This window comes from Klebsiella pasteurii (assembly GCF_018139045.1).
In the GTDB taxonomy this organism is placed as follows: Bacteria; Pseudomonadota; Gammaproteobacteria; order Enterobacterales; family Enterobacteriaceae; genus Klebsiella; species Klebsiella grimontii.
In genome coordinates, this window is record NZ_CP073236.1 from 3,202,806 (window position 1) to 3,224,184 (window position 21,379).

A 21,379-nucleotide genomic window follows, 5' to 3' on the forward strand; every position below is an offset into this window, starting at 1 on the left:
TTAAATATCAATTAAATAAAAAATACACTCACTACTGTGTTGCTACTTTATTAATTTTAGATATAAATTAGATATATCAAACAATCACAGGAACAAAACATGAGACATCATCACGAAGAAGGACGTGGGCCACGCGGCCGCCACGATGAACATGGCGAACACGGCGAGCATGGCCGCAGGGGCGGCGGACGTCGGCAGCGCTTCTTTGGCCACGGCGAGCTACGCCTGGTGATTCTGGACATCCTCACCCGTAACGCCAGCCACGGCTACGAGCTTATCAAAGAGATTGAAACCATGACCCAGGGCAACTACAGCCCGAGCCCCGGCGTCATCTATCCGACGCTAGACTTGCTCCAGGATCAGGGCTTAATTAGCGTGGCTGACGAAAACGGTCGTAAAAAAATCGCCATTACCGCCGACGGCAGCCAGCTGCACGCGGAAAACCAGCAACAGCTGGAGCAGATTCAGGCCAGGCTGCAGGCGCGTATGGTGGGTTGTGAACTGCGTAAAAATCCGCAGATGAAGCGCGCGCTGGAGAATTTTAAGGCGGTACTGGATTTAAGGGTTAACCAGCAGGCCATTACCGAAGCTCAGCTAAAGCAGATCGTCGGCGTGATTGATCGCGCGGCAATGGAGATTTCCCAGCTCGACTAACCCTCTGCCCCATCGCTGGGCAGCCTGCACCGCCGCGGCGCGCGCGGCGGAAGCCCTTATTCACCGGGTTTTACGCCTTCAGGAGTAAAACATGCCAATAATAGCGTCGTGAGATTAAATTTTGCTCAATCGCAATTTCACGTTGCGTTTATCCCGATTTTCCTGGCCCGCGCCGAAGTGGCGTAATCCCTGCAATACTTAATTCAGTATCATGTGATACGCCCCTCCCAGGAGCACATTTTGAACAGGTTACCTTCCAGCGCATCGGCTCTTGCCTGCAGCGCGCACGCACTGAATCTCATTGAGAAGCGAACGCTCGATCATGAGGAGATGAAATCACTTAATCAGGAGGTCAGAGAATACTTTAAAGAGCATGTGAACCCAGGGTTTTTAGCGTATCGAAAATCGGTCACTGCTGGCGGGGATTACGGAGCCGTAGAGTGGCAAGCGGGAGGGTTAAATACGCTTGTCGACACTCAGGGACAGGAGTTTATTGACTGCCTGGGTGGGTTCGGGATTTTTAATGTAGGGCACCGTAATCCAGTTGTCGTTTCCGCCGTCGAAAATCAACTCGCTAAACAACCTCTTCATAGTCAGGAACTGCTGGACCCGCTGCGGGCCATGCTGGCTAAAACCCTGGCGGCCTTAACGCCGGGCAAACTGAAATACAGCTTCTTTAGCAATAGCGGCACCGAATCGGTCGAAGCGGCGTTAAAGCTGGCGAAAGCTTACCAGTCTCCGCGCGGCAAATTTACCTTCGTCGCCACCAGCGGCGCGTTTCACGGCAAATCGCTCGGTGCGCTTTCCGCCACCGCGAAATCGACTTTCCGTAAGCCTTTTATGCCGCTGCTGCCGGGATTCCGGCACGTACCGTTCGGCGATATTAACGCCATGCGTACGTTGCTGAGCGAGTGCAAAAAGACCGGTGATGACGTCGCGGCGGTGATCCTTGAGCCTATTCAGGGTGAAGGCGGGGTGATTCTGCCGCCGCCGGGCTACCTGCCCGCGGTGCGCAAGCTGTGCGACGAATTTGGCGCGCTGCTGATCCTCGATGAGGTGCAAACCGGTATGGGGCGCACCGGCAAGATGTTTGCCTGCGAGCATGAAAACGTCCAGCCGGACATTCTGTGCCTTGCTAAAGCACTGGGCGGCGGGGTGATGCCGATTGGCGCAACGGTCGCCACCGAAGAGGTATTCTCGGTGCTGTTCGACAATCCGTTCCTGCATACCACCACGTTCGGCGGCAACCCGCTGGCCTGCGCGGCGGCGCTGGCGACCATCAACGTGCTGCTGACGCAAAACCTGCCCGCGCAGGCGGAGCAGAAAGGTGACATGCTGCTGGACGGCTTCCGTCAGCTGGCCCGCGAATATCCAGATCTGGTGAATGACGTGCGCGGCAAAGGCATGCTAATGGCGATTGAGTTTGTCGATAACGAAATCGGCTATGACTTTGCCAGCGAGATGTTCCGCCAGCGGGTACTGGTGGCCGGAACGCTGAACAACGCCAGGACGATCCGCGTAGAACCGCCGCTGACGCTGACACTGGAGCAGTGTGAACAGGTACTAAAAGCGGCCCGCCTGGCCCTGGCGGCGCTACGGGTTTCGGTAGAAGAGGCATAGTAACCTGCCCTCTCCCGCCGTGGGAGAGGGTATTACGCTATACCACCCGCACGCCGGCAGGCATCAGCCTTTCCGGCGTGAGCAGGACGCTTTCGCTGCCATCGTCGGTTTCGGCGCAGAGCAGCATGCACTCCGACGTTTCACCGCGCATTTTGGCTTTTGCCAGATTACACAGGACCACGACCGTTTTTCCCAGCAGCTCTTCTTCGCTGTAGTACGGCACAAGGCTGGTTACCGTCTGCAACGTGCGATCGCCAACATCAATCCGGGCAATATAGAGCTTGTTGGCATTCGCATGCCGTTGCACTGCCACAATTTTTCCCGTACGCATTTCAAGTCTGGCAAAATCATCATAAAGCACCGTTTCCATCTTGCACTCCTCAAGTAAAATTTTAGTAAAATATAACAAATGCCGTCGAGGTTTCCGCATAATAGTGCGAGTAATGTTAGATTCATCACTCTTTTTCGCGGCAGGATCGCGGTGACAGTGATGAATAATACGGCGGAAATTTACTGAAAAGAGATGCAGCAGCCCGCGCTTGCTTTACAATGGTTTGCGTCGATGGGGCAACGTCAGATAAGGAAAACAATGGCCACACTAAAAGATATCGCGACCGAAGCAGGCGTTTCACTGGCGACGGTTTCTCGCGTTTTAAACGACGACCCCACGCTGAACGTCAAAGAAGAGACAAAACATCGCATTCTTGAGGTGGCGGAAAAGCTGGAATATAAAAGTACCAGCTCGCGTAAGGCTCAGGTTCATACCGTAGGCCACCATCATATTCTGGCCATCTATAGCTATCAGCAGGATCTGGAAATCAACGATCCCTACTATCTGGCGATCCGCCACGGCATCGAAACGCAATGTGAGAAGCTCGGTATCGAGCTGACCAACTGCTACTTTAACAATGCGCTACCCGAGCTGAAAAAAGTGACCGGCGTTCTGATTGTCGGCCAGCCTTCGCGGGCGATTCGCGAAGCCGCCACGGCGTTAACCGACAACGTCTGCTTTATTGATTTCCATGAACCCGGCAGCAGCTATGACGCCGTCGATATCGATCTGGTGCGCATCGCCAAAGAAGTTATCGACTTTTTTATCGCCCAGGGCGCACGGCGCATCGGCTTTATTGGTGGCCAGGATGAGCCGGGTAAAGCCGACATCCGCGAAGTGGCCTTCGTCGAGTATGGCCGCCTGAAGGGGGTGGTTTCGGAAGAAGATATCTGGCGCGGAGGGTTTTCCAGCTCCTCCGGCTATGAGCTGGCAAAAACGATGCTGGCAAAAGCGGATTTCCCCACCGCGCTGTTCGTCGCGTCAGACTCTATCGCCATCGGCGTGCTGCGCGCCATACATGAACGCGGTCTCTCTATCCCGGAAGATATCTCGCTCATTAGCGTTAACGATATCCCAACCGCGCGTTTTACCTTTCCGCCGCTCTCTACGGTGCGCATTCATTCTGAAATGATGGGCAGCCAGGGCGTCAACCTGCTGGTTGAGAAAGCCCGCGATGGCCGCGCGCTGCCGCTAAACGTCTTTGTCCCCAGCGTGCTGAAGCTGCGCGGCACCACCCGCTAATCTCGTTTCTGGCGCTGAATCCTCTGCGCCTGGCTCCCGGGGGCGGCGCTTGACGCGCCTTACCCGGGCTACGGGCGCACCGCCATCTGCAAAACGTTAGCCCGGACAGATGCGCAGCATCGCCCCGGGAAATTCAGCGTCTCTGCGCCGCCTCCGGAAATATCCCTCTCCCAACGCCAACCGCAGGCGCCCGGTAACGCTCATTTTGTGATCGAGTTAAAGTAAATCACTCTCGCCGGTTTTATTTAGTAAAACTTTTACTAAAATACACCTTATCCGTTTAGTCCGTTCAGGGAGGCGATATGAATCGCTGGGAAAACCTTCAACTCACTCATGAAAACCGGCTGCCTCCGCGCGCCTATTTCTTCTCTTACGATTCGCAGGCCCAGGCGCGAACCTTCGCCCGTGAAATCAGCAGCCGCTTTCTGTCCCTTAGCGGACAGTGGAACTTCCGCTTCTTTAATAACCCGCTGCGGGTGCCGGAAGCGTTCACCTCGCAGTACATGAGCGACTGGGGACCGATCACCGTGCCGGGAATGTGGCAGATGGAAGGCCACGGCCAGCTACAGTACACCGACGAAGGCTTCCCCTTCCCGATTGACGTGCCCTACGTTCCGACCGACAACCCAACCGGCGCCTATCAGCGTATCTTTACCCTCAGCGACGGCTGGCAGGGCCAGCAGACCATCATTAAATTTGATGGCGTCGAGACCTATTTTGAAGTTTACGTTAACGGTCAGTACATCGGTTTTAGTAAAGGCAGCCGCCTGACGGCAGAGTTCGATATCAGCCGCGCGGTAAAAACCGGCGACAACCTGCTTTGCGTTCGCGTCATGCAGTGGGCGGACTCCACCTATATTGAAGATCAGGATATGTGGTGGTCGGCGGGTATTTTCCGCGACGTGTATCTGGTGGGCAAAAACCCGCTTCACGTCCAGGACTTCACTTTGCGCACCGATTTTAACGATGACTACATCGACGCCACGCTCTCCTGCCAGCTGGTGCTGGAAAATCTCAATGCGCAGCCGGGCGCAGCGACGCTGGAATACGCGCTGTTCGACGGCGAAAAGGCGCTGTATGAAGGCACAACGCAGCGCCTGACCGTCAGCGAGCAGTTGAACGTCGACTTTGCGATCGACGTGAGGGCGCCGCAGCAGTGGTCGGCGGAAAACCCGTACCTCTATCACCTGGTGATGACGCTGAAAAACGACGTCGGAGAGATTATCGAAGTCATTCCGCAGCGCGTCGGCTTTCGCGATATCAAAGTGCGCAACGGCCTGTTCTACATCAATAACCGCTACGTAATGCTGCACGGTGTTAATCGTCACGACAACGACCATCTGAAGGGCCGCGCCGTGGGGATGGATCGCGTTGAGAAAGATCTGCTGCTGATGAAGCAGCACAATATCAACTCGGTACGTACCGCCCACTATCCCAACGACCCGCGTTTCTATGAGATGTGCGACATTTACGGCCTGTTCGTGATGGCGGAAACCGATGTCGAATCCCACGGCTTCGCCAACGTCGGCAACCTGAGCGCCATCACCGATGACCCAGAATGGGAGCATATTTACGTTGAGCGGATCGTCCGCCACGTCCATGCGCAGAAAAACCATCCGTCGATCGTCATCTGGTCGCTGGGCAACGAGTCCGGCTACGGCTGCAACATTCGGGCGATGTATCACGCCGCGAAAGCGATCGATGATACGCGGCTGGTGCATTACGAAGAGGATCGCGACGCGGAGGTGGTGGATATCATCTCCACCATGTATACCCGTGTGCCGCTGATGAACGAATTCGGGGAATATCCGCATGCCAAGCCGCGAATTATCTGCGAATACGCCCATGCGATGGGCAACGGTCCCGGCGGGCTGAGCGAATACCAGAACGTATTCTATCAACATGACAGTATTCAGGGCCACTATGTGTGGGAGTGGTGCGATCACGGAATCCAGGCCACCGACGATAGCGGCGCGGTGTGGTACAAATTCGGCGGCGACTACGGCGACTATCCCAATAACTACAACTTCTGCCTCGACGGGCTGATTTTCTCCGATCAGACGCCTGGACCCGGGCTCAGAGAGTACAAGCAGGTTATCGCCCCGGTAAAAGTGCAGGCGATAAACATCCGCGAAGGCGAACTGCGCGTCGATAATAAGCTCTGGTTCTCGACCCTTGATGACTACACCCTGCGCGTGGAAGTACGCGCCGAGGGGACTACGCTTGCCAGCCAGCAGCTTAAGGTGCGCGATCTTGCGCCAAACAGCAGTCGCGATATCAAAATCGACCTGCCGGCGCTCGACGACCGCGAAACCTTCGTCAACATCATGGTGACCAAAGATTCCCGTACGCCGTACAGCGAAGCCAACCACCTAATCGCCGTCTACCAGTTCCAGCTTAAAGAGCAGACCGCAGCAAAAACACCGCTGATTAACACCAGCGCCACCTCGCTGCGCATTGCCGATGAACGTCTGAGCTACAGCATCACCGGGCACAACTTCCGCGTAGTGTTCTCGAAAGTCAGCGGCAAACTGAGCGAATGGCAGGTGAACGGCATCGACCAGGTGACCCGCGAGCCGAAGATCAACTTCTTCAAGCCGATGATTGATAACCACAAGCAGGAATACGAGGGGCTGTGGCAACCCAATCATCTGCAAATTATGCAGGAGCATCTGCGCGAATTCAGCGCCGAGCAGCGCGGTGACACGGTGATTATCACCGCCCGCAGCATCATCGCGCCGCCGGTTTTCGATTTTGGCATGCGCTGCACCTATCGCTGGCAGATTACCCCGCAGGGCCATATTAACGTTGAGCTTGCGGGTGAACGTTACGGCGACTATCCGCATATTGTGCCGTGCATCGGTTTTATGCTGGGCATTAACGGCCAGTTTGAACAGGTGAATTACTACGGTCGCGGTCCCGGCGAAAACTACGCCGACAGCCAGCAGAGCAACATCATTGACCTTTGGCGAACCACCGTGGACGACATGTTCGTGAACTATCCGTTCCCGCAGAACAACGGCAACCGGCAGCACGTACGCTGGGCCGCGTTTACCGACCGTCACGGCAGCGGTCTGATGGTGGTCCCGCGCGATCCGCTTAACATCAGCGCTTGGCACTATACGGCGGAGAATCTGCACGCAGCGCAGCACTGTAACGAACTGCACCGCAGCGATGACATCACCCTGAATATCGACGCCCGTGTGCTCGGTCTGGGGTCTAACTCCTGGGGGAGCGAGGTGCTGGATAGCTGGCGCGTCTGGCTCAAACCGTTCAACTATGGCTTTACGCTGCTGCCGCTGGAAGGCGGGAGCGCTTCCTCGCAGACGCTGGCGAATCATAGCTTTGACGCTGGTTTCTTTTCCTCCGATTCACACAGCGAGGCTGAAAAATGAGAATTCTCGATAATTTAGAACAGTTTAAGCAAATCTATCACAGCGGACGTAAATGGCAGCGCTGCGTGGAGGCCATCAATAATATCGATAATATTCAACCAGGAGTTGCCCACTCTATCGGCGATTCGCTCTCCTATCGCGTGGCAAGCGACAGCACCACGGATGCGCTGTTCGTTGGCAACCGCCGCTATTTCGAGGTGCATTACTACCTTCAGGGTCAGCAAAAAATTGAGTTTGCCGCCAAAGAGCAGCTGCAGACCGTGGCCTGCTATCGCGATGAAACCGACCGTGAATATCTCAAAGGCATCGGTGAAACCGTGCAGGTTCACGAAGGTCAGATGGTGATTTGCGATACCCATGAAGCTTATCGCTTTATCTGCGACTCGCCGGTCAAAAAGGTGGTGCTCAGAGTGACTATCGAAGACGGCTACTTCCTGAATAAGTAAGCCCGCGTGAAGCAAGATGAGGCCAGCGGGTTTATTCGTTGGCCTTCCCGGTCCCAGCCCTCAATGCGGGCCAGATCATTTTTCGGAGGACCTATGTCCGAATCAGTTCGTGCCAAAATAGGCAAATTCGCCTTACTGTCGATGGCGTTTGCCGCCGTATTTAACGTACGAAACATCGTTAATAACAACATCGAGTTAGGGCTCAGTTCCGCCCCTATCTTTCTGTTTGCCACGGTGGTCTATTTTATTCCGTTTGTGTTTATCATCGCCGAATTCGTTTCAGCGAATAAAAATTCCGAATCAGGTATGTACGCCTGGCTGAAGCAGCCTTTAGGTACCCGCGCGGCCTATCTCGGCTCGTTCCTGTACTGGTTTGTGAACCTGTTCTTTTTCCTGTCGCTGCTGCCGAACGTGGTGGCCTACGCTTCGTACGCCATTATGGGTTACGCCATTCCTTTCTCGCCGATGGTCACTTCGCTGATCTCTATCGTCCTGTTCGCCATGGCCACCCATATTTCCACCAAAGGTGCGACCTGGCTGGGAAAAATCTCCGAATGCGTAGCGTATGGCGTTTTCGCGCTATTTGCGATTTACGTGGTCGGCGCTTTTACCGCGCTGGGCGCAGGCCATGTTCCCGCGCAGCCGATTACGCTGCACGCCATGGCGCCTACCATCAACTGGGCGACGCTGGGGATCATGTGCTGGATTTTCCAGGCGGCTGGCGGGGCTGAAACCGTCGCCGCGTACCTGAACGACACTAAAGGCGGGCAGAAATCGTTTATTAAAGTCATCATCACCGCCGGGATCCTGATTGGCGGCATGTACGCGCTGGGATCTTTGCTGGTCAACGTCTTTGTGGCACGTGAAGATCTAACCTATGCGGCCGGTATGGTGGAAATTTTCACCGGTCTCGGCGCTTATTTCCATATTTCGGAAGCGCTGATGGGCCGCTTCGTCGGCATTATTCTGTTTATCGCCATTTTCGGCAGCATGATGATGTGGACCGCCGCACCGGTAAAAATTCACTTCTCGGAAATTCCTGCGGGCATCTATGGCAAAAAAACTACCGAACTGAACGTCCACGGCGTGCCAGTGCGCGCCGCCTGGTGGCAATTTCTCTTTGTCTTCTTGATGCTCATCGTGAACGGTTTCGGCTCCGCCAGCGTTCAGCAAATGATGAACACCGCGATTAACCTGACCGCGGGTACCGCGATGCTACCGCCGCTGTTTATCATGGCCGCCTACTTTGTTTTCCGCTGGAAACATGACGATACGCCGCGCGACTTCCGCATGGGTTCAAGAAAGGTTGGGATGGCCGTGGTGTCGATGCTTATCGTTATTTTCCTGGTCAGCATGACCGCCTCCGCTTTCCCGCCAGGAGTCGACCTGGTGAATGCCTTCTTCATTAACGTCTTTATGACCGCAGTCTTCTCCGGGCTCGCATGGTGGTGGATAACCCGCTTTGAGAAAAAACAGCGCAAGAACCAACATACACCCCTGAAATCAGCGGCAAATACGGTGAAATAAGCCACCGTTGCTCCCGCCAGCGGGATATCCCTGGCGGGATTTTTTTACCCACAAGCCAAGCTCTGTCACCCGACCATTTTCGTGATCGAGTTAAAGCAATTCATTTTTACCGCTTTTATTTACTAAATATTTTACTAAAATTAACCACGATACTTAACTACCTCTACCCTACAAACAACACAATCCCCTTCGGCCATTCTCTGAAGGACAATGTGTGGAGATGTGTTATGTCTGATATCAAACGTAATACCATCGGCAAGTTCGGCCTGCTGTCGCTGACCTTCGCTGCCGTCTTCAGTTTTAACAACGTGATCAATAACAATATTGAGCTGGGACTGGCCTCTGCTCCGATGTTCTTCCTCGCTACCCTGCTCTATTTCGTTCCTTTCTGTCTGATCATCGCGGAATTCGTTTCGCTGAATAAAAACTCTGAAGCGGGCGTTTATGCCTGGGTGAAAAGCTCGCTGGGCGGACGTTGGGCTTTTATTACCGCCTATACCTACTGGTTTGTGAATCTGTTCTTTTTTACCTCACTGCTGCCGAGGGTCATCGCGTATGCCTCCTACGCCTTCCTCGGCTACGAGTACATTCTGACCCCCGTCGCCACCACGATGTTGAGCATGGCGCTGTTCGCCCTGTCGACCTGGGTGTCCACCAACGGCGCAAAAATGCTGGGTCCTATTACCTCGGTGACCTCGTCGTTAATGCTGCTGCTGACGCTTTCCTACATTCTGCTTTCCGGCAGCGCGCTGGTGGGCGGTATTCAGCCGGCGGATCCGATTACCGTGGATGCGATGATCCCGAACTTCAACTGGGCGTTCCTCGGCATCACCACCTGGATCTTTATGGCTGCCGGCGGAGCTGAGTCCGTCGCGGTGTACGTCAATGACGTGAAAGGCGGATCGAAATCCTTCGTTAAGGTCATCATCCTCGCCGGGATCGTAATTGGCGTGCTGTACTCTATTTCCTCGGTGCTGATTAACGTGTTTATCAGCAGCAAAGAGCTGAAATATACCGGCGGATCGGTACAGGTCTTCCACGGTATGGCGGTCTGGTTTGGCCTGCCGGAAATCGTGGTCAACCGTTTTGTCGGCCTGGTCTCCTTTACCGCCATGTTTGGTTCGTTATTAATGTGGACCGCGACGCCGGTCAAAATCTTTTTCTCCGAAATCCCGGCCGGAATATTTGGTAAAAAAACCGTCGAGCTCAATCAAAACGGCGTACCGGCGCGCGCGGCGTGGATTCAGTTCCTGATTGTGATTCCACTGATGATTATCCCGATGATGGGTTCCAGTACCGTGCAGGATTTAATGAACACCATTATCAACATGACCGCCGCCGCCTCAATGCTGCCGCCGCTGTTTATCATGCTGGCGTACCTCAACCTGCGCCGCAGGCTCGATCACCTACCGCGCGATTTTAAAATGGGCTCGCGCGCAACCGGCATTACGGTGGTTTCCATGCTGATTGTTATTTTCTCCATTGGCTTCGTCGCCTCAACGTTCCCGACCGGCGGCAATATTTTGACCATTATTTTTTATAACGTCGGCGGCATTGTTATCTTTCTCGGATTTGCGTGGTGGAAATACAGCCAATACGTGAAGGGATTAACTCAGGAAGAAAAAAGAATTGAAGCGGCGCCAGCCTCTGACGCGTCATAAGCCATTTTACTTAAAACAATAAACCCCAATACCTCTTAATAACACGATGAAAAATAATAATTCGATTTACGGGGCGCTTGCCGCCCTGGCCTTCTGCACACCTGCCGTAGCGGCCGATTTTGCTCACCCGGCGGAACATGATGACATGAAAACGCCTGAATTGAGCGCCACTTCATACCGTTTTTACGGTGAATTGGGGGTCGGCGGATATATGGATTTAGAAGGCGAGGATAAACATAAATATAGCGATGGCACTTATATTGAAGGCGGGCTGGAAATAAAGCACGGCAGCTGGTTTGGCTTAATTTATGGCGAAGGTTGGACGGTTCAGGCCGATCGTCAGGGTAATGCCTGGGTACCGGACCACGGCTGGGGTGGATTTGAAGGCGGAATAAACCGCCTCTACGGGGGATATAAAACCGAGAGCAGCACCGAAATTATGCTCAGCCTGCGCCAGGACTCCTCGCTCGACGATCTGCAGTGGTGGGGCGATTTCACGCCCGATCTCGGCTACGTGATCCCCAATACCCGCGACATTATGTACGCACTCAAGGTGCAGAACCTGGCGGGAGATTTTCGCTATAGCGTGACCGCCACGCCGTCCGGGCACCACGATGAAAGCAAAGCGTGGCTCCACTTCGGCAAATACGACCGCTACGACGATAAATATACCTACCCGGCGATGGTTAACGGCTACGTCCAGTACGATATCGCCAAAGAGGTCACCTGGATGAACGGTCTGGAGGTGACCGATGGTACCGGACAGCTGTTTTTAACCGGTATTCTCACTCCCAACCTCGCCGCCCGCGCCTGGCACCATACCGGGCGCGCCAGGGGAAAAGACGTGCCGGGAACGGAAACCGGCTTTATGGCCAGCGCCATGTATGAAGCGCTCAAGGGCGTGTATCTCTCCACCGCCTATAGCTACGCCAAACACCGCCCGGATCGCGCTGCCGAGGAAACCACCTCGTTTATGCAGTTCGGCGTCTGGTACGAGTACGGAGGCGGACGTTTTGCCACCGCTGCGGACAGCCGCTTCTACATGAAAAACGCCTCCGGCGACCCGAGCGATCAGGTTTTCCTGATGCAATATTTCTACTGGTAAAAAGGGATATCAATACCGTGAAAATCATCACCACTCTGACGCCGCTGGCCTGCGCCCTGCTGCTAAGCTTTTCCGCCCACGCGCTCACTGCGGATGACTTTAAAAATGTTATCAACCGCAGCGGCGCGCCGCAGGCGATGCAGGATTTTGATTACGATGATCACCAGCGCTTCAACCCGTTTTTTGATTTGGGCGCATGGCATGGGCATCTGCTGCCGGACGGTCCGGCCACCATGGGCAGCTTTCCGGGGCCCGCCCTGCTCACCGAGGAGTACATCAACTTTATGGCGACCCATTTCGATCGCCTGACGGTGTACCAGAACGGCAAAAAAGTCGCCTTCACCCTGCAGGCCTGGAGCCTGCCCGGGGCGCTGGCGCAAACGCTCTCCGCGCCCGGCGTACGGGTCGAGATGACCCTGCGCTTTGCCAGCGCCCACACCTCTTTACTGGAGACTAAAATCACCAGCAGCGGTCCGCTTAAGCTGGTCTGGGACGGCGAGCTGCTGGAGAAGCTCTCCGCCAAAGAGGGGAAACCGCAGTCAACGCAAACCATCGACCAGGCTTTCCCGGACTATCAGCGACGCCTGAGCGCGACCCACGACGGTCTGACCGTCAGCTTCGGCAAAGTCCGCTCAGCATCGGATTTAATGACCTCCGGCGAATCGCAGTATCAGATCCATCGCTCCCTGCCGACGGTCACCCAAATCGACGGCCATCGATTTACCAGCAGCGCGCACATCAACGGCTCGACCACGCTTTATACCACCTACTCTCACCTGCTGAACGCCGAGCAGGTTCGTCTCGAGAAAGCGCAAATCCGCGATATTCTGGCGCGACCGGCGCACTATCTGCGCGCTTCCGAGGCGCGCTGGAACGGCTATCTGCAAAAGGGGCTGACTAACCCTGACGCCACTGAGCAACAAACCCGGGTGGCGGTGAAAGCGATCGAAACCCTTAACGGCAACTGGCGCGCGCCGGGCGGCGCCGTTGAGCACAACACCGTCACGCCATCGGTAACCGGGCGCTGGTTCTCCGGCAACCAGACCTGGCCGTGGGATACCTGGAAGCAGGCCTACGCTATGGCCCACTTCAACCCGGAGATCGCGAAAGAGAACATCCGCGCCGTCTTCTCCTGGCAGATTGCCGCCGACGATAAAGTGCGTCCACAGGATGCCGGGTTCATTCCGGATCTGATCGCCTGGAACCTGAGCCCGGAGCGCGGCGGCGACGGCAGCAACTGGAACGAGCGAAATACCAAACCGAGCCTGGCGGCCTGGTCGGTGATGGAAGTCTATAACGTCACCAAAGATAAAGCCTGGCTGGCGGAGATGTATCCGAAGCTGGTGGCCTACCATGGCTGGTGGCTGCGCAACCGCGACCACAACGGCAACGGCGTGCCTGAGTACGGCGCGACCCGCGATAAAGCGCACAACACCGCCGACGGCGCGATGCTGTTTACCGTGAAAAAGGGCGATAAAGAATGGACGCTTTCCGGCCTGAAAACCTACGAGCAGGTGACGGCGAAAGGCGATTACGACAGTCTGGAGATCCCGGCGCAGGTGGCCGCCTCCTGGGAGTCGGGGCGCGATGACGCGGCTGTTTTCGGCTTTATCGATAAAGATCAGCTGGATAAGTACATCGCCGGCGGCGGTAAGCGTAGCGACTGGGCGGTGAAATTTGCTGAAAACCGGGGTAAGAACGGCAGCCTGCTCGGCTATTCGCTGTTGCAGGAGTCGGTCGATCAGGCCAGCTACATGTACAGCGACAACCACTATCTGGCGGAAATGGCGACCCTTCTCGGCAAGCCGGAGGAGGCAAAACGCTACCGGGCGCTGGCGCAAAAGCTCGCCGACTATATCAACACCTGCATGTTCGACCCGCAGAGCAAATTCTATTATGACATTCGCATTGAAGCGCAGCCGCTGGCAAACGGCTGTGCCGGTAGGCCGATCGTCGAGCGCGGCAAAGGGCCGGAGGGCTGGTCGCCGCTGTTCAACGGCGCGGCCACTCAGGCGCATGCCGATGACGTCATTTCGGTGATGCTGGACGCCAAAGAGTTCAACACTTTCGTACCGCTGGGTACCGCCGCATTAACGAATCCGGCGTTTGGCGCGGATATTTACTGGCGCGGCCGCGTGTGGGTGGACCAGTTCTGGTTCGGTCTGAAAGGGATGGAGCGCTACGGCCACCGCGAAGAGGCGCTGCAGCTGGCGGACGCCTTCTTCAGGCACGCCCGGGGTCTAACCTCCGATGGCCCGATTCAGGAGAACTACAATCCGCTCACCGGCGCTCAGCAGGGCGCGCCGAACTTCTCCTGGAGCGCGGCGCATCTGTACATGCTGTATAACGAGTTTTTCCGTAAGCCATAGGATATTGCCCTCACCCTCTCCCACAGGGAGAGGGAACTGTCCAACCCCCTATTTAACAGATGGCTCCTCTTTTTCCCCTCTTCCCGTGGGTGAGGACTCGTCTTACGCCTCCGGCAGCAGGCCGATAAAGCTGCGCTTCTGCCGCGGCTGCGACATTAGCTCCTCCAGCTTCGCCACGCAGGCCAGATAGTGCGGGGTTTTCTTGTGCGCCAGCACCGCTTCATCATCTTTATAGGCTTCATAGATAAAAAAGCGCGTCTTCACCTCCGGGTCCTGCAGGACATCAAAGCGAAGATTGCCCGGCTCCTGCAGCGCCCCTTCGTGGTTGGCGCGGAACACCTCAAGAAACTCGTCGACCCGTTCCGGTTTGATATTGATTTCCACCAGCGTTACGTTCATTGCAGCTCTCCCTGTTTTTCCTCCTGCCAGAACTGATACGCCTCACGGGCGCTTAAGTTCTCATGCACCACTTTTTTCACCGCCTTGAGCATCGCGCGCGGCGCGCTGGACTGGAAGATATTCCGCCCCATATCCACGCCGGAAGCCCCCTGGTCGATCGCCCGCCAGCACATCTCCAGCGCCTCCTGCTCCGGCAGCTTTTTGCCCCCGGCGATGACGATCGGCACCGGGCAGCTGGCGGTGACTTTCTCAAAGCCTTCCTCAACAAAGTAGGTTTTCACGAACTGCGCCCCCATTTCAGCGGCAATGCGGCTGGCCAGCGAAAAGTAGCGGGCGTCGCGGGTCATCTCTTTGCCCACCCCGGTTACCGCCAGCACCGGCATACCGTAGCGGTTGCCGGCGTCCACCAGCTTGATGATGTTGTTGATCGACTGATGCTCATGTTCGCTGCCGATATAGACCTGCGCCGCCACCGCGCAGACGTTCAGGCGCAGCGCGTCCTCCATCGCCACCGCCACGCACTCGTTGGAAAGTTCGCTGAGGATCGAGTTGCCGCCGGAAGCGCGCAGCACCACCGGTTTGTTGGTCGCCGCCGGCACCTGGCTACGCAGCACGCCGCGGGTACACATCAGCACGTCGGTCTCCTCAAACAGCGGCGCGATAGAGAGATCGATCCGCTCCAGCCCGGTAGTCGGCCCCTGAAAATAGCCGTGGTCGAACGCCAGCATCACCGTACGGTTGCTCTGCGGGTTGAAGATACGCGCCAGCCGCGATTGCATCCCCCACTCCAGCGAACCGCAGCCCTTCAGCGTGTAGAGCGTGTTCTGCTGCGGACGGTCTAAGCCGAAGTTTTTTCCCTCTTTGATATCGTCTAAATCAGCCATCTCATCCTCCATCAGAAATCGTAGTTATTGATATTCTCTTTGGTGAACACCACCCGCTCCGGCAGCAGCACGATGCCGTTGCCTTTCGCTTCATACTGGTAGCCCTGCACGCTGTTGGGCTCGACTTTCAGGGCGCCAAGATCTTTCACATCGACGCTGTCGCCGACGTTCAGATCGCCCTTTTTCAGCAGACGATCGGCGACGTTAACCGCGATCTTACCCTGCTGCACCACGTCCCACAGACCGAAGGCTTTTACCGTGCCGCGCTCCACGTAGGGGCGCATCACGTTCGGGGTACTAAAGCCGACAATCGCCACGCCCTGGCGCTTGAGGTTCTCTGCCGCCTGGGCGGCCGCCGGTAGCGCGTTGGCGTCCGGAGCGATAATGGCGTCGAGATCCGGGTACGCTTTTAAGATCCCCTCGGCGGTTTGCAGCGATTTAGTGGCGTCGTTATAGCCAAACTGGGTGGTCACCACTTCCCACTGCGGATGCGCTTTTTCGATTTTGGCCTTCGCCTCTTTTACCCATTGGTTCTGGTCGGTCACCGTCGGGCTGGAGTAGAAAAACGCCACTTTGGCGGTGGGTTTCGTCACCTGTTTTTCCGCCATCTCCACCAGCAGACCGCCGAGTTGCTGCGGCGTCCCCTGATTGATATAGATGCTGCGGCACTCCGGTTTGGTATCGGAGTCCCAGGTCAGGACCTTGACCCCGCGCTGCATCGCCCGCTTCAGCGCCGGGCACAGGCCGTCCGGCGATACGGCGGAGACGATAATCGCGTTGTAGCCCTGGTTGACGAAGTTGTTGATCAGCTGTACCTGGCCGGAAACGCTCGGTTCGGTCGGGCCGTCGTAGGTGACGTCCACGCCGAGCGCTTTGCCCGCCTCTTTCGCGCCGTTGCCGCCGCTGGTAAAGAAACCGACGCCGACCAGCTTAGGAATAAAGGCGATGCGGTCAGCCGCCTGGGCCGATGCCATACCCAGCGCCATTGCCAGCACGATCAGTTTTGTTTTCATTTTTATGCTCCGATTGTTTTACGCGAGAAAAGACGCCGCCAGCTCATCCGCACCCATTCACGGTGCAGACTCAGCGAACGCCCCATCACCACCACAACCAACAGCGCCCCTGACAGCGCGCTCGACACCTGGTTGGGGATGCCGACCATTTGCAAACCTTGTTGTAAATAGCCCACCAGCAGCGCGGCCAGCGCCGTGCCGATGATCGAGCCGGAACCACCGTAGATATTGGCCCCGCCGAGTACCGCGGCGGTCAGCGCGGGCATCAGCAGGTCGCGGCCTAAGTCCGAGCGCGCCGAGCCGAAATAGGAGACCATCACCAGCGCCGCCACTGCCGACGCCACGCCCACCAGGCCATACAGCGCGTAGGGCATCCCGTTAACGGAAAGCGCGGCGTAGCGCGCGGCGCGCGGGTTCTGGCCAAGCAGAAAAAGGTGCCGCCCAAAGCGCCCGCGGTGGGCCAGCAGCCAGAAGAAAAAGGTGATAACGGCGAACAGCACCAGCGGTATCGGCAGGCCGAACAGGGTCAAATTGGCGAAGGCGGTAAAGCTATCCGGGAATCCGCCGATGCCTTCGTAGCCGGTCGCCCCGGCCATGCCCGACAGCAGCAGCGCGCCGCCGCCGTAGAGGTACAAGGTGCCAAGGGTAATCACCAGCGGGCTAATGCCGGTGTAGTGAATCAGCGCCGCGTTCAGCAGCCCGCACAACAGGCCGAGCAGCAGCGTCAGGGGGATCGCGAGGCTCATTGGCCAGCCCGCCTGCATCATCACCCCCAGCGCGATGGCGCACAGGCCGATAGTGGAACCGAGCGAAATATCAATCCCGCCGCTGATGATCACCAGCGTCAGCGGCAGCGCCACGATGCCAATGCAGATAAAATCGCTGGTGCTGAACAGCAGCATATTGAGATCCAGCATGCGCGGATTCAGGGCGCCAAACAGCAGGATCTCCAGCACAAGTAACGCCAGCAGCGCGCTTTCCCAGTTGAGCTTCATTTACGCCACCTCTTTGTTTTTGCGTTGGGGAAACGGGGCCACGCGCTTGCCCCCTTTGTTGCCGGGCTGAAAGCGGCTGTACTTCAGCGCCCGCTGATGGCGGGCCAGCGCCTGACGCAGACGCCCGTCGAGCACCAGTACGCCGAGCAGGACCAGGCCGGCGATGAAGTCGTTCCACCACGCCGGGAGACGGAACAGCACCAGCACGGTATCGATTTGGGTGAGGAAGAAGGCGCCGAGAAAAGCGCCGAGCAGCGTGCCGGTACCGCCAAGCAGCGAGATCCCGCCGAGCACGCAGGCGGCGATGGCCTTCATCTCCAGGCCGCTGCCGGTCTGATTGGGCACAAAGCCAATCTGCGCGGCGAACACAATCCCGGCACAGGCCGCCAGCATACCGTTAAGGGTGAATGCCAGCATCCGCGTGCGGTTCACCGCCACCCCAAGCTGGCGGGCCGCGGCGAGGTTATCGCCAACGGCGTAAAAATCGCGGCCAAAGGCGGTGCGCGACAGTATCCAGCCGCCCGCCAGCAGCAGCGCCAGCACCAGCCAGCCCAGCGGCGAAATGCCGATGAACGCCGGTTCCGACAGCGCCTTCAGGCTGTTCGGCAAGCCTTCAATCCACTTGCCGCCGGTCCACAGCAGCATCACTCCGCGATAAAGCCCGAGAGTGCCGAGGGTGGCGACAATCGCCGGTATCCGCAGCCCCACCACCAGAAGACCGTTAAAGGCGCCGGCCAGCGCGCCGATCGCCAGCGCGAAGGCGATAGCGGTCATCAGGCCATAGCCGCTATTCAGCGCCACCCCCACCGCGATAGCGCTCAGGCCGACGGTGGACCCCACCGAAACGTCAATATTGCGGGTCAGCATCACCAGGGTTGCCCCCAGCGCCAGCAGGCAGAGGATCTGCGAACTGGCGAAGATCATGCCCAGGGTCTGTAAGCTGAAATAGGCCGGGTTGAGCGCCACCAGCCCGGCAAACAGCACCACGATGGCGAGAAAGGCGCTCAGTTCGCGATTTTTCAGTAACGTTTTCATGCCTGCCCTCCGAAGGCCAGGGTCATCATCCGGTCAACGCTGACCGCTTGCTGCGCCAGCTCGCCGCTCTGCCTGCCCTGATGCATCACCAGTACCCGGTCGGCCAGGCCGACGAACTCGTCGAGATCGCTGGAGATCATCAGCACCGCCACGTTTTGCGCGGCGACGCTTTTCAGCAGCTGATAGATATCAGCGCGGGCGGAAACGTCGACGCCGCGCGTTGGCTCATCAACGATCAGCAGCAGCGGGTTAGCTTCCAGACAGCGCGCCAGCAGCACTTTCTGCTGATTGCCGCCGGAGAGCGTACGCACCGGGCGATCGCCATCGGCCATTTTGATCCCCAACGCCCGGTGATAGCGCTCAACCACCGCCGCTTCGCGCCTGTTCTGCTGCCACAGCGATGGCTGGTTAAACATCACCGTGTTCCAGCGCACCGGCGCATCGAGAAACAGCCCGGAAACCTGCCGATCCTCCGGCAAATAGACCAGTCCGCCGGCCAGCCTGGCGCGTGTACTGTCGCGGCTGATATCGCGGTTCTCCAGCCACACCCGCCCGGCGCGCGCCGGCCTGAGACCGTAGAGCGTTTCGGCGAATTCGGTTCGCCCGGAGCCGACCAGCCCGGCGAGGCCGACGATCTCTCCGGCGCGGATCTCCAGGCTGAGATCGATAAATCCCTCCCCGGTGAGCTCCTCCACCCGCAGCACCGGGAAATCCTGCGCCTGGGTGCGGCGATTACCCGGCAACGCCAGCCACAGCTTTTGCGTGTCGCTCAGCGCGCGATCGCGGCTGACCGGCGTCATCGCGCCGATCAGCTGATTGTCGCCGTACTGCGCGGTCTCTCCGCTCAGCACCACCGCGCCATCGCGCATTACCGAGACGTGGCTGGCGACCTGGCGGATCTCCGGCAATTTGTGCGAGATAAACACGATCCCGACGCCGAGCGCCTGTAAAGAGCGGATCTGACGGAACAGACGTTCGGTTTCCCCCGGGGTTAATGAAGCCGTGGGCTCATCGAGGATCAAGATCTGCGCGTCGCGCATCAACCCGCGCAGGATCTCCACCATTTGTTGATCGGCGACTTCCAGAGTGCTGGCCGCCGCCTCAAGGTTAAGCTGGCAGTTAAGCTGCTGAAGCTTTTCCCGCAGGCGGGTCTCGTTATCGGCCCGCTTCGGCAGACGAAAAAGAATATTTTCCCGCACCGTCAGATTGGGGAATAACATCGGTTCCTGCGGCACCAGATACACACCCTGCTGATGGGCCTGGGCGGGAGTGAGGCGCGCAAACGCGCGTTCGCCGAGGATAAGCTCACCGCTGTCGGGCGTTTCCACGCCGGCGATAATCTTCATCAGCGTCGATTTCCCGGCGCCGTTGCCGCCCATCAACGCGTGTACCTGGCCGGAAAGCAGCGTGAAATCAATCTGCTTCAGCACGGTGACGCCGGAGAACTGTTTGCAGATTTGGCGAGCTTTAAGCAGTGGCTTCATCATCGCGCCTCGTTTTGAACAAAAGATTTTTTAAATTAATAATGTTCAAAAGCGTAGACGGTGAACTATATTTACAACCGTGCAACGATCACAGTTTTATGCTTTAGATCGTTTGAATAAAACCAGCGAACAATGAAAGATCGGTTTTGCCAGTCGGCTCACATTTTCCGACCGCGCAATAACGAACATATGATCTAAATTTTTATAAGAGTTCACTTTATGAGCGAAAAACGCATTACGGAAGAGAGCCGCTACGCCGGGCTGGCGTTAGCCGAGGAGGAGCTGGTGGCGCGGGTGGCGTGGTGTTACTACCACGACGGCCTGACGCAGAACGACATCGGCGAGCGTTTAGGACTACCGCGGTTAAAGATCTCCCGCCTGCTGGAGAAGGGCCGCCAGTCGGGGGTGATCCGCGTCCAGATTAATTCGCGCTATGAAGGCTGCCTGGCGCTGGAAACCGAACTTCAGCAGCGCTTCGGCCTGAAAATCGCCCGCGTGCTGCCGGCGCTGAATACGCCCCCGATGAACACCCGCCTGGGGATTGGCGCGGCGCAATCGTTAATGGGCGTGCTGGAGCCGGGACAGCTGCTGGCGGTGGGCTTTGGCGAAGCGACCATGAGCTGCCTGCAGCACCTGAGCGGGTTTATCGGCTCCCAGCAGATTCGGCTGGTGACGCTTTCCGGCGGCGTGGGCCCGTATATGACCGGTATTGGCCAGCTTGACGCCGCCTGTAGCGTCAGCATGATCCCCGCGCCGCTGAGGGTATCATCGGCCGATGTGGCGGAGATCCTGCGCCGGGAATCGAGCGTCCGCGACGTGATCCTCGCCGCCACGGCGGCGGATGCGGCGGTGGTGGGCATCGGCGCCATCGATCAGCGCCGCGACGCCACCATCCTGCGCTCCGGCTATATCAGCGAGGGCGAGCAGCTGATGTACGCCCGCAAAGGCGCGGTGGGCGACATTTTAGGTTATTTCCTGCAGGCCGACGGTAAACCGGTTGAAGGGCTGGAGATCCATCGGGAATTGCTCGGCGTTACCCTTGATGAGCTGGCGCAGCTGCCGACCATCGTTGGCGTCGCCGGGGGCACAGAAAAAGCGCAGGCGATTTACGCGGCCCTTATCGGCAAGCGGATTAATGGCCTGGTAACGGAAGAGACAACAGCACGCGCGGTGCTCACGCTGGCCTCATAACGGCTCTGCGCCGCGCAATACGAGCGAG

17 protein-coding genes are annotated in these 21,379 nt (G+C 57.4%); 10 read left to right on the forward strand and 7 right to left on the reverse strand.

The genetic code is table 11. From position 1 onward, the window contains the following. Positions 1–99: 99 nt before the first annotated feature. Both KCG39_RS15010 and ygjG read left to right on the forward strand, forming a co-directional pair. Positions 100–654, forward strand: a complete 555-nt coding sequence (locus tag KCG39_RS15010) for a PadR family transcriptional regulator (RefSeq protein ID WP_049114550.1) — start codon at positions 100–102, stop codon at positions 652–654. 240 nt (positions 655–894) lie between these two features. Then, complete coding sequence (ygjG, locus tag KCG39_RS15015) at positions 895–2,274, forward strand: putrescine aminotransferase (RefSeq protein ID WP_004125417.1); 1,380 nt, start codon at positions 895–897, stop codon at positions 2,272–2,274. A 37-nt stretch (positions 2,275–2,311) separates the two neighbouring features. Here the strand turns inward: ygjG and KCG39_RS15020 are convergent, their stop codons facing one another. Then, entirely contained in the window at positions 2,312–2,644 is a 333-nt protein-coding gene (locus tag KCG39_RS15020; protein WP_142468364.1) for a tRNA-binding protein, read from the reverse strand. Positions 2,645–2,863: 219 nt separating this feature from the next. Here KCG39_RS15020 and ebgR point away from each other — a divergent pair, with 219 nt between their 5' ends. The 7 genes from ebgR (at position 2,864) to ygjK (ending at position 14,350) form a co-directional block, all read left to right on the forward strand. Next, positions 2,864–3,847 (forward strand): transcriptional regulator EbgR, encoded by a 984-nt coding sequence (ebgR, locus tag KCG39_RS15025; RefSeq protein ID WP_004125422.1) that lies wholly within the window; start codon positions 2,864–2,866, stop codon positions 3,845–3,847. A gap of 302 nt (positions 3,848–4,149) precedes the next feature. Continuing rightward, a complete protein-coding gene (gene ebgA, locus KCG39_RS15030; RefSeq protein WP_139529346.1) occupies positions 4,150–7,242 on the forward strand; it encodes a beta-galactosidase subunit alpha in 3,093 nt (1,030 codons plus the stop codon). Next, complete coding sequence (locus KCG39_RS15035; protein WP_004125430.1) at positions 7,239–7,688, forward strand: beta-galactosidase subunit beta; 450 nt, start codon at positions 7,239–7,241, stop codon at positions 7,686–7,688. The genes ebgA and KCG39_RS15035 overlap by 4 nt, the downstream gene beginning before the upstream one ends. A 93-nt stretch (positions 7,689–7,781) precedes the next feature. Next, positions 7,782–9,215: an amino acid permease gene (locus KCG39_RS15040; protein ID WP_004125433.1), complete on the forward strand. Its 1,434-nt coding sequence runs from the start codon at positions 7,782–7,784 to the stop codon at positions 9,213–9,215. A 227-nt stretch (positions 9,216–9,442) separates the two neighbouring features. Then, positions 9,443–10,876: an amino acid permease gene (locus tag KCG39_RS15045; protein ID WP_004125435.1), complete on the forward strand. Its 1,434-nt coding sequence runs from the start codon at positions 9,443–9,445 to the stop codon at positions 10,874–10,876. A gap of 46 nt (positions 10,877–10,922) precedes the next feature. Next, positions 10,923–11,981, forward strand: a complete 1,059-nt coding sequence (gene ygjJ / locus KCG39_RS15050) for a protein YgjJ (RefSeq protein WP_004125437.1) — start codon at positions 10,923–10,925, stop codon at positions 11,979–11,981. A 17-nt stretch (positions 11,982–11,998) separates the two neighbouring features. Further along, complete coding sequence (gene ygjK, locus KCG39_RS15055) at positions 11,999–14,350, forward strand: alpha-glucosidase (RefSeq protein WP_112166988.1); 2,352 nt, start codon at positions 11,999–12,001, stop codon at positions 14,348–14,350. Between the two features lie 102 nt (positions 14,351–14,452). Here ygjK and lsrG read toward each other — a convergent pair whose 3' ends face one another. From lsrG to lsrA, 6 genes are read right to left on the reverse strand one after another with little or no spacing between them, the layout of a single operon-like run. Next, the gene (gene lsrG, locus KCG39_RS15060; RefSeq protein ID WP_049113930.1) at positions 14,453–14,749 is read right to left on the reverse strand and encodes a (4S)-4-hydroxy-5-phosphonooxypentane-2,3-dione isomerase; all 297 of its coding nucleotides are present in this window, start codon (positions 14,747–14,749) and stop codon (positions 14,453–14,455) included. Further along, positions 14,746–15,633 carry a 3-hydroxy-5-phosphonooxypentane-2,4-dione thiolase gene (gene lsrF / locus KCG39_RS15065; protein ID WP_004125444.1) on the reverse strand — a complete coding sequence of 296 codons (888 nt, stop codon included), beginning with the start codon at positions 15,631–15,633 and terminating at the stop codon, positions 14,746–14,748. The genes lsrG and lsrF overlap by 4 nt, the downstream gene beginning before the upstream one ends. Before the next feature lie 11 nt (positions 15,634–15,644). After that, positions 15,645–16,646 carry an autoinducer 2 ABC transporter substrate-binding protein LsrB gene (gene lsrB / locus KCG39_RS15070; RefSeq protein ID WP_004125447.1) on the reverse strand — a complete coding sequence of 334 codons (1,002 nt, stop codon included), beginning with the start codon at positions 16,644–16,646 and terminating at the stop codon, positions 15,645–15,647. Positions 16,647–16,648: 2 nt separating this feature from the next. Next, positions 16,649–17,641 carry an autoinducer 2 ABC transporter permease LsrD gene (lsrD, locus tag KCG39_RS15075; RefSeq protein WP_049113935.1) on the reverse strand — a complete coding sequence of 331 codons (993 nt, stop codon included), beginning with the start codon at positions 17,639–17,641 and terminating at the stop codon, positions 16,649–16,651. Further along, positions 17,642–18,676, reverse strand: coding sequence for an autoinducer 2 ABC transporter permease LsrC (gene lsrC, locus KCG39_RS15080; protein ID WP_004125452.1), 1,035 nt, complete (start codon positions 18,674–18,676; stop codon positions 17,642–17,644). It lies immediately after the preceding gene. Beyond that, positions 18,673–20,160, reverse strand: coding sequence for an autoinducer 2 ABC transporter ATP-binding protein LsrA (gene lsrA / locus KCG39_RS15085; RefSeq protein WP_142446975.1), 1,488 nt, complete (start codon positions 20,158–20,160; stop codon positions 18,673–18,675). The genes lsrC and lsrA overlap by 4 nt, the downstream gene beginning before the upstream one ends. Before the next feature lie 219 nt (positions 20,161–20,379). On the opposite strand from lsrA, the gene lsrR reads away from it, so the two are divergent. Then, on the forward strand, positions 20,380–21,351 hold the full coding sequence (lsrR, locus tag KCG39_RS15090) for a transcriptional regulator LsrR (protein ID WP_004125457.1): 972 nt from the start codon (positions 20,380–20,382) through the stop codon (positions 21,349–21,351). The last annotated feature ends 28 nt before the right edge of the window (positions 21,352–21,379 follow it).